The sequence below is a fragment of the Streptomyces sp. NPDC006372 genome (assembly GCF_040612515.1).
In the GTDB taxonomy this organism is placed as follows: Bacteria; Actinomycetota; Actinomycetes; order Streptomycetales; family Streptomycetaceae; genus Streptomyces.
In genome coordinates this window covers 1-13066 of sequence record NZ_JBEXQJ010000051.1, presented here as the reverse complement: position 1 = coordinate 13066, position 13066 = coordinate 1, and the positions used below count along the sequence as shown (strand labels likewise).

The window sequence follows — 13066 nt, the reverse complement described above, 5'->3', positions numbered from 1 at the left end:
GTGCGCCCGGATCACAGCCGCATCACCCGAGCCCCACCGGTCACATCCGTATCGCGGAAATCGTCAGTGGCCGTCACGCGGATACAGCCACTGCCGAAACAGCCGACTGAGCCGCGGCATCACCAGGTACGTCAGCACCGGCAGCAGTACCAGCGGAAACACGGCGGCCCGCAACGGCAGCGGCCAGCCGGTGGTCTGCGGGGTCACCAGCCACTGGATGAGCAGGACGAAGGGGTAGGCGCCGAGGAAGGTGGTGAGGACCATCTTCCACCGCGGCGGTGCCTGCACCGCGGTGCCGGGCAGGCTGAACCACGTCTCCATGCCGGTCGTGGACTGGCGTTCGCTGCTGACCTCGGTGGCGATGTCCTCGATCCGCCGGTGCCAGTGCGCGCGCTCCTCCGACTCAAGCCAGGCGGCCAGCCGGTGCTGGTCGGACCAGCGCAGCACCGCGTGGTAACGGTGGCCGTCCTCGGGCGTCAGCCAGGAGACGCCCTCGTTGCCGGGGAACTGTCTGGCGCAGCGGCTGATGCCGCGCGTCCACTCCTCGAACTGCTGCTCCCGGCCAGGGCGCACCTGCCAGGTGAGGACGGTGGTCACCGGCTCGCCGCGGCGGACTTCGGTGGTGCTCATTCCCTCACGTGTGCCACGCCTGGCGCGGCTCATGCCCTCCCCGGACCGTCACGGGCGGTTCGCCTCGACCAGGGCCCGGGTGACGGCCCGGACGCTGCGCGCGATGTGCTGCAACTGCATGACCTCGGCCGCGTACAGCTTGATCGTGTGCTCGATGACCCCCTCGTGGAGGCCGAGCCCGGGCAGGTCGGCGCGGGCGGTCTGCAGGGCGGTGCGGGCCACCCGGATCTCGTGCTGGACCTGGACCTGGGCGTGCCGGGCGAGCAGGACCGGGTGACGGACGAACACCGGGTAGCCGGCATAGCGCGCGGGCACCAGCTCGCGCAGCCACTTGGCCGCGGAGCGCTCCCAGTCGTAGCTCCCGGGAGTCTTGACCTGGCAGGGCCAGTCCGGGCTGATGCGCGTGGACGTCAGGGGCATGATCATCGCTTCCGGGTGTGCGGCGTCGTGAGGGTGGACGACGGGTCGGGGCGGCCCCGGCCTAGGGGATGACCGGGGCCGCCACGGACACCCGGGACGCCGGAGCGGGTAGGGCCCGGCCTCCTCGGGTGCGGAACGGATCCGGAACGACCGGGTCGCGATCCGTGAGCAGTATTTATATATGCCATCCGGTTTTCAAGGCGCATGAAAACATTCATGCGCGCTTTGTTGTGGATGGCGCCGGTCTGGGGCCGTTGTCCGGGCCGCTCAGTCCCTGAGGAAGAAATGGTGCTGGTCGGCGACCTGTTCGTACTCTTCCAGCCGCGCCTGTGTGCGCTCCGGGTCCGCGTCCGTCATGGCCTGGAGCAGCGCCGCGCACACCACGCCCGGCGCGGCGTAGGAGTCGAAGACCAGGCGCGACCCGGTGCCGGTGGCGAAGACGACGTCGGCCTCGTCAGCGAGGGGCCCGAGCGCCAGGTCGGTGATCAGGGCGACCTTGAGGCCGGCGCCCCGTGCGACCCGGACCGCCGTCAGGGTCTCCTGGGCGTGCCGGGGCATCGAGAACGCCAGCACCCAGGTGCCTCCCGCCTCACGCGACTGGAGCAGCGCGTCGTAGGCGACGCTGCCGCCCCGCGTCACCAGCCGCACGTCCGGGTGGATCCGGCGGGAGGCGTAGGCGAAGTACTCGGCCAGCGAGACGGAGATACGCAGGCCCAGGACCGTGAGAGGCGTCGACGAGGACAGCTTGCGACCTATGTCGATCACCCGGTTCGGGTCGGCGAAGTCCCGCCGCAGGTTCTCCAGGTTCTCGATCTCGGCGTCGACCGCCGCCTGCAACTCGTTGCCCTCGATCTCCTCCGCGGGGCCGCCCGCGAGGGTGCCCAGCGCGATCGACTGGAGTTTCTCCCGCAGGGCCGGATAGCCGCTGAAGCCGACCGCCGAGGCGAAACGCGTCACCGAGGGCTGACTCACGCCGACCCGGTCCGCGAGATCCGTGATCGACAGGAAGGCCGCCTCGGTGATGTTCTCGATCAGGTACTGGGCGATACGACGCTGCCCCGGGGACAGCCGGGGCCGGTCGAAGAGCGTCCTGAGCTGGGCGGACGGGGAGACCTCCGCTTCCGGGGCGGCCTTCCCCGAGGTGATCGCGGATGCCTGTGCGCGTGCCTGCTGCGGCGATGGCACCGGTGCGCCTCCTTCGTCTCCCACGGATGTTCAACATAGCTCACGCACCGTGGTGACCAGGGCTTCTGTGCACGGCACATGAGATCCCCGACCGGTGGATACCCGAGCGCCGGGCGGGAACCCGCCGCGGCAGAAGATCCCGACACCACCGACGAGGAGCCACCGTCATGACCGTCCCCGAGGAGAACCGGCCGAAGACGCAGACCACGGACGAGGTCCTGGAGCAGCACGACGAGAACCAGCCCCGGCCGCCGGGCGCCACCGGCCGCACGATGCGCGAGGCCCTGGAGGAGGCCGAGGTGCGGCCCGACGACTACGACGAGCAGTAGCACACTCCGTCCCGACCGAACCGACGACGCTTCCGGCAGGTGAGACAGCATGGGCGCACTGAGTGCGCTGGAACAGACCCTGGAGAACCGATGGGAGGCCCTCTGGGCGCGGGTCCTCGACAAGGAGCCGGTCGAGGTCCTCGACGCCCTGCGGCACGAGTGCGACGACAACGCCGTGGTGTGCCGGGCCGGCCGGGTGATGGTGCCCAACGCCTACGACGTGGAACTCGCCGACGAGGTGCACGAGCAACTGTCGCGCCAGGGCACGGACGTGGGACAGGCCCTGACCGACAGCCTGTCCAGCCACGCGGAACGCAAGGGCTACGAATTCGCGGGCCCGCTCGCCGTGCACGTCGCTAGGTGCCCCGACGTGCCCAACGGCCGCTACCGCGTGGCCAGCCGCGTCATGGAGCACGTGAGCGTGGACGGGTTCTTCCACGCGGCACATTGAAGCGCCCCGCAGGGGCGGGGGAACTGCGCGAACAACCACGACGCACGCCGCAGTCGACACATGGCCGGACACTCAACGGCGATAGATCGTGATCGAATGCCCGATGTCGTCGACGGGGCGGCTGCCGCCGATCAACTCGGCCAGCCGCCCCGTCGCTTTCGCGGCAGCCGAATCCGAGACCACCAGCAACCCCCGCACCTCACCGGCCGGCACCCGACGAGGATCGCTCGCCTCGATGCCGTAGAACGACGGCACCCATCGCCCCCGCCGGTGACGGGGGCGGGAGCGAGGCCGGCCGCGGGAGGGCGGGAGCGATCCAGAGGTCCCTCATGGACCCACTCTGCATCAGCCCCCGCCGCTCACGGCATCACCGCCGCACGAGTCGCACCGACAGACCGTCAGGGGTGTGGACGGGCACGGCCCGCAGCGTCGGGGAGTCCAGCTCGACGTGGTCGAACCGGCCGCGCAGAGCCGGAGCCGACAGGACGGGGAGTATCGTCCCCGCGGCCGGCGGCCGCTCGGCGTCGAGCCGCAGCGACAGCACACTGCCCCGCTCCAGCAGGACCCGTCGGCGCACCGTCAGCGCCGGGAAGTGGTCGCCGCGCAACGTCAGCTCCAGCGTCGACTCGCCCTGCTGTACGTACGAGCCGCGCACCCGCAGGACCTTGTCCGCGCGGAGCGTGCCGCCCGAGACCCGGACGTCGCCCTCGCCCAGAGCGCTGGGCGAGGCGGCGACCAGCGTGCCCTCCGCGACGACCGTCCCGCCGTGGTAGCGGTTGTGGCCCGTCAGGGTGAGCGTGCCGGTGCCGCGCTTGGCGAGTCCGCCGTCGCCCTCGATGTCGTTGCGCCAGGTGTCGGCCGCGTGGAAGCCCCCGGCCGTCGCGTCCAGCGTCACGGTGACGTCCTCGTCGAAGGCGCCGTACCCGTCCGCCGCGGCGAACAGGTTCAGCCGGCCCCACTGCTCGAAGCCGTCCAGCAGGACGTATCCGGAAGGCAGCGCGGTCGTGCGCAGCACCTCGCGGCGCTGGGCCGCGCTCAGGTACGGCAGCCGCGTCTCCAGCAGCACCTCCGCGCCCTTGGGCACGGTGAGCGGGTCCTTGCGGCCGCGGCGGGCCAGCACGTACGTCAGCTTGGGCGCGACGGCGCGGGCGTTGGCCGCACGGTCGGCGTACGCGTCACCGGCGTCCGCGTGCGCGAAGTCGTACAGCGTGTTCGCCGTCGTCCCCGTCTGCCGCGTGAAGTACGCGAGTGCCTGGGCGCGTGCAGCCGCCTTGAGCTCCGCGTTCGCCGGGTCGGCCAGGGTCGCCGCCGCCAGGGCGGTGGCCATGATCCGGCCGCCGATGACGTCGACGGTGGAGTGCATGCCCGACATGATCCGGGTGTGGCTGAGCTCGAACGCCCGCGTCACCAGCTCCTGGAACCGCTCGGGCACCGCGTACGCGAAGGCCAGACCGGCCAGATGGAAGGCGTTGGTGTGGCCGCTGGGGAAGCCGCCGTCGTCGACGGGGGAGGTGCTGCGCTGACGCAGCAGCTGCTTGACCACGACCACGTCCGAGTCGTACACCGGGTAACCGAGCTCGTCCGTGCGGCCGGTGTCGACGACCTCGCTGTCCTCGTTCATGCGCCACGGACGCGGGTACTGGAAGGCGTACTTGCCGGGGTTGCCCGAGGCGAACGGGCCGCGCACGGTGTCGACGAGCTTGGCCACCTGGCCCAGGTCCGAGGTGTACGAGCCGGCGCCCAGCGCGGAACCGGCGGGTGCGTCGGCCGGTACGGAGTCGCTGATCGTGGTCGGGGGCGTGGTGTCCGGAGCGGAGGTGATCGACGTGACCGCCTTGGCGCCCGCCTTGTACAGGTCGGCCAGCGGGCCCAGTCCGGCGATCATGGCGTAGCTCTGGTGCTGCCGGTCGTAGACGAACGCCTCCCTCGCCTGAGCCTCGGTCCGTGAGGAGGTGACCCGGGCGCAGTAGCGCATGTTGGCGCGCAGCACCTCGGGGCGCAGCGGCGTGCCGGTGTTCCAGTCGGCGCCCGTCTTCCACACCTCGGCCATGCCGCCGAGGATCCGTACCACCGCGTTGGTCTCGGGCGTGAGGTTCGGCAGGACGTTGGTCCTGTAGTCGTCGACGAACGCGGCGGGAGCGGTGGCGGCCTTGGCGTCCGCGGCGCCCAGCCACCCGACGAAGGCCGGCGCGGCGACCAGCGCGGCCGAGCCGCCGAGGGAGGTTCTGAGGAACCCCCTCCGGTTCAGGGTGAGGGAGTGCTGCCCGGCGGATGACGGCATGGGTGTGCCTCTCTTCAGTTCTGCGGCCGTGCGGCCCGGTGAGGTCGTGCGATCTTGCCTGATTCGAAGGCCGAGCGGTGTCCCGTCGACCGGGGTTCGGCGGCCGGGACGTGTCCCGTGGGTGAACGCGCGACCCCGGCTCACAGGAGCGACTGCGCCAGCGCCACCGCGCCCTCCACCGGTGGCACCCGCAGGGGCCTCGCGCGGGCCGTGGGCACCGTCTCGGCCAGGGCGACGGTGAAGGCGTCGTACAGCCCGGGCTGGGACAGCACCGTGCCGCCGGCCACGACCACGTCGTCGACCGCGACCCCGCGGGCGGCGAGCCGGGTGACCAGCGCGGCGAGCGCCCCACCCGCCTCGTCGATCACGGTGCGGGCGAGCACGGAGCCGTCGGCGGCCGCCGCGAAGACGACGGGGGCATGCCGGCCCCACTCGGCGGAGACGTCCGTGGCCTTCTCCAAGGCCGCGCCGAGCGCGGGTACCTCGGGCACTTCGAGCGCGGCGACGAGCCCGAGCGCGAGCGCGTCGGGCCGCTCCCCGCGGTCGTGGGCCGCCCACACGGCCCGCGCCGCCTCCCGGACGAGACCGGCGGCCCCGCCCTCGTCGCCGAGGACCGCGCCCCAGCCGCCCACCTGGACGGCGGTGCCGTCGGGCAGCCGCCCCACCGCCACCGAACCGGTGCCGGCGACCAGGCCGACACCTTTGTCCAGTCCGGCTGCGGGGACGAGGAGCTGAGCGTCGCCCACCACCAGCGCCGGCGCGCCGAAGTGCAGCTGGAGCGCGTCGCGTATCTGCGCGCACTGGCGGGGCGTCTCGCAGGCATGCCCGCCCACGGCCACGCCGGACGGGCGAACGCCCGCCGGAAGCACGTCGGCGGCCAGCGCGGCCAGCCACCGGGCGGCGGCCACCGGGTCGTGCGGCCGCCAGCCGCTGCTCGCACGGACGTGGTCGGCCACCAGGGCGTCGCCCGCGAGCGCGCGGAGATGCGTCTTGGTGCCGCCCACGTCGATACCGACCACAAGGGGCGCGAAGTCCTGCACGGAACCTCTTTCGTCGTTGCGATGTGCTGCGACGGCGGGCGAACCGTGCCTGATGGGCGGGCAGTTGAATGACTAGGGAAGCCCCGGGACGGGCTTCTGGCGGAGCACGGCAGGCGAGTACCGTGAACTTCGTTAGGAAGTTAACTAACGAAGTACAGTGCGTCAAGAGCAATCCCTTCGCCGCGTCCCGTGGAGACGACCCGAGAGGACCCGAGACGGTCCGAGACGACCCGAGACGGTCCGAGACGGTCGCCCCGGGAGCGCGGCCCTTTACCCGTGTGGGGGAACTGTTGGAACCTGACGTGGCAAGAGCCCCCCGCCTGACCGAGAGCGCGGGAGCGGTGTTCGCCGTGCTGGCCGGCGCCGGCCGGGCGACCCGGCCGCAGCTCGCGAGCCTGGCGGGCCTGTCCAAGCCGACAGTCTCGTCCGCCGTCGCCGAACTGGAGGGGGTCGGGCTCGCCGCCCACTCCGGGACGGCCTCCAGCGGCACGGGACGCAACGCCGCCGTCTACCGTCTCGGGCCGACCGCGGGGGCCGTGCTCGCCGTCGATCTCGGCCCCGCGGTCACCCGGGTCCGCGGCTGCGCCCTCGACGGCACGCTGCTCGCCGAGGCCACCGGGTCCCGGGAGGGCGCCGCCGAGGTCGTGCGCGAGGCGCTCGACGCGCTGCCCGCCGACGCCCCGCTGCGGACCATCGTCGTCGCCGTCGGTGACGTCACCGCGCCGCGCAAGGAGGGCGCCGGTATGCGTCCGGCGACCGCCAAGGCCGGCCCCGTCTACGACGCCGTGGCCGTCGCCCTGCCGCCGGGCGTCCCCGTCCACCTCGAGAACAACGTCAACTGCGCAGCCCTCGCCGAGCTGCACGAAGGTGCCGCCCGGGGCCGGGACACCTTCGGCTACCTGCGCATCGGCGTCGGTATCGGCCTCGGCATCGTCGTCGGCGGCCAGGTGCTGCCCGGAGCGAACGGCGCCGCCGGTGAGCTGGCCCGGCTGCCCTACCCGTGGGACGAGGGCCGTGAACCCCGCCACGAGGCCCTGGAGGAGTACATCGGCGCACGCTCCTTGCTGCGGCGGGCGGCCGAGGCCTGGCCGGACTCCGACGGGCCGTGCCCCGGCACCGCCGAGCAGCTCTTCGCCCTCGCCGGGCAGGGCCGTGCCGCCGCCCGCGCCGTCGTCGACCGCCATGCCGTGGACGTGGGCCGGCTGGCCGCCGCCGTGACCGCGGTGCTGGACCCGGGGCTGGTCGTGCTGGGGGGCAGCACCGGCGCGTACCCGCAGCTCCTGCACGGCGTGCGGGCCGAGCTCGCCCGGCTGAGCTGGCCCACCGAAGTCGTCAGCAGCACGCTGGGCGATCTCGGCACCGTCGTGGGTGCCGCCCGGCTCGCGGTCTCCCGAGGAGTCCAAACCGTGACCCAGGTCGTGGGGGCGAAGGATTGACGGCTTCGAATCGATCTGCCAATGTCCGGACAAGCGCTTTCTGAGTCGGCCGGGACGCCGACTCCGGGTGAGCCTCCCGCCCGTACGCGAAGTACGGCAGCCGCACGAGGGCGTGCTTGTGCGACGCCGGCCGTCATGGCCGGGGACCCCACCCGTCAAGGCGACGCGGCCGGGCGAGGCCGTGCCCCCGGAAAGCGAAATTTCCTGCAATATGCACCCGTGCCGCCTCGGCTGGCGCCGTGCTTCTTCCGCTACGAAGAAAAGGGATCGAAGATGATCAGTGTGGGTGTGCGGCGCTCCCGCCGACTCGGCCGCGGCGGTATACGCCGCGTGGTTCCCCTCGCTGCCGTGGCCACGGCAGGTGCCCTCCTGCTCTCCGCCTGCGGGTCCGGGTCCGACTCGGGCGGGAACGCCAAGTCGCTGACCTTCTGGATCTCCACGGTTCCGGGGCAGGACGCGGGCTGGAAGAAGCTGGTGGCGCAGTACAAGAAGGAAGCCGGCGTCACCGTCAACATCGTCAACATCCCCTACGACGGGTACCCGACGAAGCTGCACAACGCCGCGCAGGCGAACTCCCTGCCCGACGTCGCCGCCGTGCCGGCGCTGGACCCGATCTGGTCGAACAAGCTGATCGACCTCAGCTCCATCGCCGGCAACAAGAGCTACAAGATCAACAACAACTTCGTCGCCAAGGACTCGTCCGGGAAGGTGCTGTCCATCCCCTCGGACATCACCGCGTCCGGTCTGTTCATCAACAAGTCGCTGTTCAAGAAGGCCGGCGTCTCCTTCCCGACCTCGCCCCAGAAGACCTGGACCTGGACCGACTTCATCAAGGCGGCGGACAAGGTCCGGGAGAAGACCGGCGCCAAGTACTCCCTGACGTTCGACCAGTCGCCGTCCCGGCTCCGCGCCATGGTGTACGAGCTCGGCGGGAAGTACGTCCACGCGGACTCCTCCGGCAAGTTCTCGGTGGACGCCGCGACCAAGAAGGCCGTGAAGCGCTTCGTCGGGATGAACGACGACAAGACCATGCCGAAGTCGGTGTGGACCAGCGGCGCCGACCCGTCGGCCATGTTCCAGAGCGGTGACGTGGTCGCCTACTGGTCCGGCGTGTGGCAGGTTCCCGCCTTCGCCGAGAGCATCAAGAAGTTCGACTGGGCCAGCGTCCCGACCCCCGCCGAGCCGGTGCAGGCCAGCGATGTCAACAGCGGCGGCATGATGGTGGGCTTCAACAACAACGAGGCCGCGGCCACCGCCGCCAAGAAGTTCATGACCTGGCTGTACAAGCCGGACAACTACCGCACGCTGTGCGAGGCCTCCGGGTTCCTGCCCGTCGAGAGCGGCCTGAACCCGAAGTACCCCTTCACCTCCGAGGCGGCACAGGCGGCGTTCAAGCTCTACAACGAGGAGATCCCGCTCTACGCGCCGATCTCGGGGTACTTCAACTCCGCGCAGACGAAGTGGGTGCTGAAGGGCAAGAGCCTCCCCGAGGACCCGACCAAGGCGGAGCTCGGCAAGGCGATCAACGGCCAGCAGTCGGTCGACAAGGCCCTGAAGAACATCGTGGACATCTACAACCAGCAGGTCGGCGGCTGATCGTAAGCCGGAAGGCCGGGCGGCGGGGTCGAGACGCCGCCGCCCGGACCCGAGTGCCCACGTGATGCCGGGCTCATGGCGTGAGCCCACAGGAATCCATTCCACCAGCACGGAGTCAGGAAGATGACCAAACGCGCCTCGGACGTGTCCACGAGCCCGCCCAGGAGACGCAGTAAGTACACTCTTGCGCCGCTCGTTCTCATCGCGGGCAATGTCGTACTCTTCTCGCTGTTCTTCGTCTGGCCTGCGGTGATCGGGCTCGTCTACTCCTTCACGAACTACACGGGCGTGGGGGCGTTCCAGTGGGTCGGACTGGACAATTACCAGAACCTGTTCGGTGACTCCACGTTCTACGCCGCGCTGACCCGGGCGCTGCTGTACACCGTGCTCTTCGTTCCGCTGAACTTCGCACTCTCGCTGCTGATCGCCAACACGGTGGTGAGCAGGCACGCCAAGGGCGCGTCGGTCGCCCGCGTCTTCTTCTTCATCCCATGGCTGCTGTCGCCCATCGTCGTGGGTGTCCTGTGGCGGTGGCTGTTTGGTGAGAACTTCGGACTGGTCAACTACGTCATCGAGAAGCTCGGCGGGGCCGCCGTACCGTGGCAGTCGAACGCGGACCTGTCGCTGCTGGTGGTGGTGATGGCGGCGTCCTGGGCCTGGACGGGCTTCTCCATGCTGCTGTTCATCGCGGCGATCAAGAACGTGCCGGTGTCGTACTACGAGGCGGCCTCGCTGGACGGCGCCGGCCCGTGGCGCCAGTTCTTCAACATCACGCTGCCGAGCATCGCGCCCACCTCGTTCATCGTCATCCTGCTCAACACGATCAACGCGATGAAGGAATACCCGCTGTTCGTCTCCCTCAACAACGGCGGACCCGGATCGTCGAACAACCTCATGGTCCAGTACATCTATGAGACCGGCTTCAAACGGGGCCAGATCGGCTACGCGAGCGCCGCGTCGTTCGTGCTCATGCTCATCCTGATGGCCGTCGCGATCATCCAGCTGATCGTCAACCGGCGGGTGGAGAACCGATGACAACCACAGACATGCCACGCCCGGTCGACGCCGGTCCCGGACGGGCCGTTTCCAAGAAGCGGCCGCGCAGTGCCGGCGGTGGGCTCCGGCGGGCGGTGCCCGCGACGACTCTGCTGTGGATCCTGGCATGCCTCTACGGGTTGCCGGTGCTGTGGTTCGTCCTCAGCTCCCTCAAGCCGGCCGGTGAGCTGTTCTCCACTCCGCTGACGCTGTTTCCGCACGACCCCACCCTGTCGGGTTACCTGACGGCGTGGCGCAGCGCCAACTTCTCCCAGTACTTCATCAACACGGCCATCGTGTGCGTGATCACGACGATCCTCACGGTGGGAGCCAGCTGCTGCACCGGGTACGCGCTGGCCAAGTACGACAACAAGTGGCTCAAGGTCTTCTTCATCGGCATCCTCGCCACCACGATGCTGCCGTCCGAGGTCATGCTCGCCCCGGAGTTCCTGGTCGTCCGCGACCTGGGCCTCTACAACTCGTTCGGCGGCGTCATCCTCCCGGCCGTGCTCACCGCGACCGGATGCTTCATGTTCCGCCAGTTCTTCCTGACGGTTCCCGACGAACTCGTCGAGGCCGCGCGCATCGACGGCGCCCGCGAACTGGCCATCTTCGCGCGGATCATGGTGCCGCTCTCCCGTCCCATCATGCTGACCCTCGCCATCCTGTCCTTCCAGTGGCGGTGGAACGACTACATCTGGCCGCTCCTGATGCTCAACGACCCCAACAAGTTCACCGTGCAGATCGGCATCCAGAGCATCGTCGGCGCGCAGAACATCAACTGGTCGGTGCTGCTCGGCGCGTCGGTCATCTCCATGATCCCGCTGATCGCCATCTTCCTGGTCTTCCAGCGCTACGTCATGGGCGCCGACATCAACGCCGGACTGAAGGACTGACCTTGCCCACCTCGTTCGACCACGCATTCGTCCGTGCGGCGGCGGCCGCCGCAGACCGGCTGGCCGCCCCGCTGGCGGCCGCCCCCGACGAGGAACCCGCCGGTGCGGACCACCGCACTCTGGCGCGCCGGGTGAAGACCCTGGTCGCGGCGTACCGGTCGCCGGACTCGGCCCTGCACGGCAGCGGGCGGGCCGTCGCCGCCGCGACGATCCACCTGCGAGCCCTGCAGGCCGTGCAGACAGCCACCGGCCTCTTCGCCGGCGGCGACAACGTGCAGTCACCTCCGGACTCCGCGTTCACCGTCAACGACGTATGCGACGCGCACGTCCTCGCCGCCGACGGGGGGCCGGAACTGCGTGACGTCACTGCCGCGCTCGCCGAGATCGCCGGCGCCGCCTCCGGCAGCCTCCTGACCGGTGGGGTGCACACCCCGAACCACCGCTGGGAGCTGTGCGCGGCGCTGGCCCGGCTGCACCGGTCGTTCCCCGACGACCGGCTGCTCGACCGCATCGAGGAGTGGCTCTCCGAAGGTGTCGACATCGACGCGGAGGGGCTGTACTCGGAACGCAGCGCCAACTACGCGGCCCACGTGTCCAACCCTTCCCTGTTGCTGCTGGCCGGTGTCCTCGGCCGTACCGACCTGCTGGACGCCGTCGAACGCAACCTCACCACCACCCTGGACCTCATCAGGCCGGACGGCACGGTGGAGACCCTCCTCTCGCGCCGGCAGGACCAGAACCACCCGTTCCCGCTGGCGCCCTACCTGCCGCACTACAGGCTGCTCGCGATCCGCACCGGCCGCGGCGACTTCAGCCGGGCGGCGACGCTGGCCGCCGCCGGCGGCATCGACGACCCCGACCTGCTCGCCGAGACCCTCCTCACCCCGGCCATGTGCCGCGTCCTGCCGGCACCGGCCGCGCAGATCCTTCCGCGTGACCGGTACCTCACCACCGCGGGCCTCGCCGCGCGCGCCTCGGCCACCGCGCACACGGTGGTGTACGGCGGCTCCGACGTGCCCGAGCACCGGCGCATCCGCTCGGGCCTCGCCTGCAACCCCACCTTCCTGCGCCTGTTCGCCGGGGGCGCGGTCCTGGACGCGGTCCGCCTCTCCCGGGGCTTCTTCGACCTGGGCCCGTTCCGCGCCGCCACCGTGGAACAGCTCGCCGACCACCGGTACCGGCTCACCGAAACCCTGACGGCCGCCTACTACCGGCCGCTGCCGGCGGACAGGCGCCGGGATGACGGCGCCTACCGCATGGCGGATGAGGGACGTTTCTCGGCCGCGATGGCCTTCGCGGAGCGGCCTCGCGACGAGGTCTCCCACACGACCCGCGTGGAGGCGGACCTCAGGGAGGACGGCGCCGACCTGCGGATCGACATCAGCGGGCCACGGGTGCCCTGGTCCCTGGAACTGACCTTCCGGCCCGGCGGCGTGCCGGAAGGCGCCGTACCGCTCGGCGACGGCCGCTGGTGCCTGACGACCGGGCCGATGACCTACCGCGTCGGTGACGACGAGATCCGGATCGAGGCCGACGTGGAGGCGGGCGAACCGCTGGCCGGGCCCGAGCGGGCTGAGGTACTGCGGTACGACCCGGGGCAGGACTACACCGTGGTGGGCGGCACCGACGCGACGACCGGGAACCGCGTCTACATCGGCGGACTCGGCCCGCACACACTGACCATCGCACTGCGCGCCCGTCGGAACGCACCCGCCGGGTGACTCCCACGACCGCTCACCCGTGCACCGGCCTCGCCGCCCCGGGTCG

The 13066-nt window shown here is 70.8% G+C and carries 12 protein-coding genes and 1 pseudogene; 7 read left to right on the top strand and 6 right to left on the bottom strand.

Annotation, left to right across the window (positions count from 1 at the left end; translation table 11 throughout):
• Positions 1 to 63 precede the first annotated feature (63 nt).
• The 3 genes from ABZ016_RS39760 to ABZ016_RS39750 all read right to left on the bottom strand — a co-directional run bounded on the left by ABZ016_RS39760 (position 64) and on the right by ABZ016_RS39750 (position 2235).
• Complete coding sequence (locus ABZ016_RS39760; RefSeq protein ID WP_356921641.1) at positions 64 to 630, bottom strand: antibiotic biosynthesis monooxygenase; 567 nt, start codon at positions 628 to 630, stop codon at positions 64 to 66.
• A gap of 48 nt (positions 631 to 678) precedes the next feature.
• The gene (locus tag ABZ016_RS39755) at positions 679 to 1050 is read right to left on the bottom strand and encodes a hypothetical protein (protein ID WP_356921640.1); all 372 of its coding nucleotides are present in this window, start codon (positions 1048 to 1050) and stop codon (positions 679 to 681) included.
• Between the two features lie 267 nt (positions 1051 to 1317).
• Complete coding sequence (locus ABZ016_RS39750; protein WP_356921639.1) at positions 1318 to 2235, bottom strand: MurR/RpiR family transcriptional regulator; 918 nt, start codon at positions 2233 to 2235, stop codon at positions 1318 to 1320.
• Positions 2236 to 2402: 167 nt separating this feature from the next.
• On the opposite strand from ABZ016_RS39750, the gene ABZ016_RS39745 reads away from it, so the two are divergent.
• Together ABZ016_RS39745 and ABZ016_RS39740 are read left to right on the top strand one after the other, a co-directional pair.
• Positions 2403 to 2564, top strand: coding sequence for a hypothetical protein (locus tag ABZ016_RS39745; protein WP_356921638.1), 162 nt, complete (start codon positions 2403 to 2405; stop codon positions 2562 to 2564).
• Between the two features lie 49 nt (positions 2565 to 2613).
• Complete coding sequence (locus ABZ016_RS39740; protein WP_356921637.1) at positions 2614 to 3015, top strand: DUF3662 domain-containing protein; 402 nt, start codon at positions 2614 to 2616, stop codon at positions 3013 to 3015.
• 72 nt (positions 3016 to 3087) lie between these two features.
• Here the strand turns inward: ABZ016_RS39740 and ABZ016_RS39735 are convergent.
• The 3 genes and pseudogenes from ABZ016_RS39735 to ABZ016_RS39725 form a co-directional block, all read right to left on the bottom strand.
• Positions 3088 to 3282 (bottom strand): annotated as a pseudogene (locus ABZ016_RS39735) (phospholipid carrier-dependent glycosyltransferase); the annotation flags it as partial.
• A gap of 100 nt (positions 3283 to 3382) precedes the next feature.
• Positions 3383 to 5296, bottom strand: coding sequence for a phosphatase PAP2 family protein (locus ABZ016_RS39730; protein WP_356921636.1), 1914 nt, complete (start codon positions 5294 to 5296; stop codon positions 3383 to 3385).
• Positions 5297 to 5436: 140 nt separating this feature from the next.
• Positions 5437 to 6336 (bottom strand): BadF/BadG/BcrA/BcrD ATPase family protein, encoded by a 900-nt coding sequence (locus tag ABZ016_RS39725; RefSeq protein WP_356921635.1) that lies wholly within the window; start codon positions 6334 to 6336, stop codon positions 5437 to 5439.
• 302 nt (positions 6337 to 6638) lie between these two features.
• On the opposite strand from ABZ016_RS39725, the gene ABZ016_RS39720 reads away from it, so the two are divergent.
• The 5 genes from ABZ016_RS39720 (at position 6639) to ABZ016_RS39700 (ending at position 13020) form a co-directional block, all read left to right on the top strand.
• Positions 6639 to 7772: an ROK family protein gene (locus ABZ016_RS39720; protein WP_356921634.1), complete on the top strand. Its 1134-nt coding sequence runs from the start codon at positions 6639 to 6641 to the stop codon at positions 7770 to 7772.
• Positions 7773 to 8045: 273 nt separating this feature from the next.
• The gene (locus tag ABZ016_RS39715; RefSeq protein ID WP_356921633.1) at positions 8046 to 9368 is read left to right on the top strand and encodes an extracellular solute-binding protein; all 1323 of its coding nucleotides are present in this window, start codon (positions 8046 to 8048) and stop codon (positions 9366 to 9368) included.
• Positions 9369 to 9491: 123 nt separating this feature from the next.
• The gene (locus ABZ016_RS39710) at positions 9492 to 10403 is read left to right on the top strand and encodes a sugar ABC transporter permease (protein WP_356921632.1); all 912 of its coding nucleotides are present in this window, start codon (positions 9492 to 9494) and stop codon (positions 10401 to 10403) included.
• Positions 10400 to 11299, top strand: coding sequence for a carbohydrate ABC transporter permease (locus tag ABZ016_RS39705; RefSeq protein WP_356921631.1), 900 nt, complete (start codon positions 10400 to 10402; stop codon positions 11297 to 11299). The genes ABZ016_RS39710 and ABZ016_RS39705 overlap by 4 nt, the downstream gene beginning before the upstream one ends.
• A gap of 2 nt (positions 11300 to 11301) precedes the next feature.
• Positions 11302 to 13020, top strand: coding sequence for a hypothetical protein (locus tag ABZ016_RS39700; protein ID WP_356921630.1), 1719 nt, complete (start codon positions 11302 to 11304; stop codon positions 13018 to 13020).
• Positions 13021 to 13066: the final 46 nt, after the last annotated feature.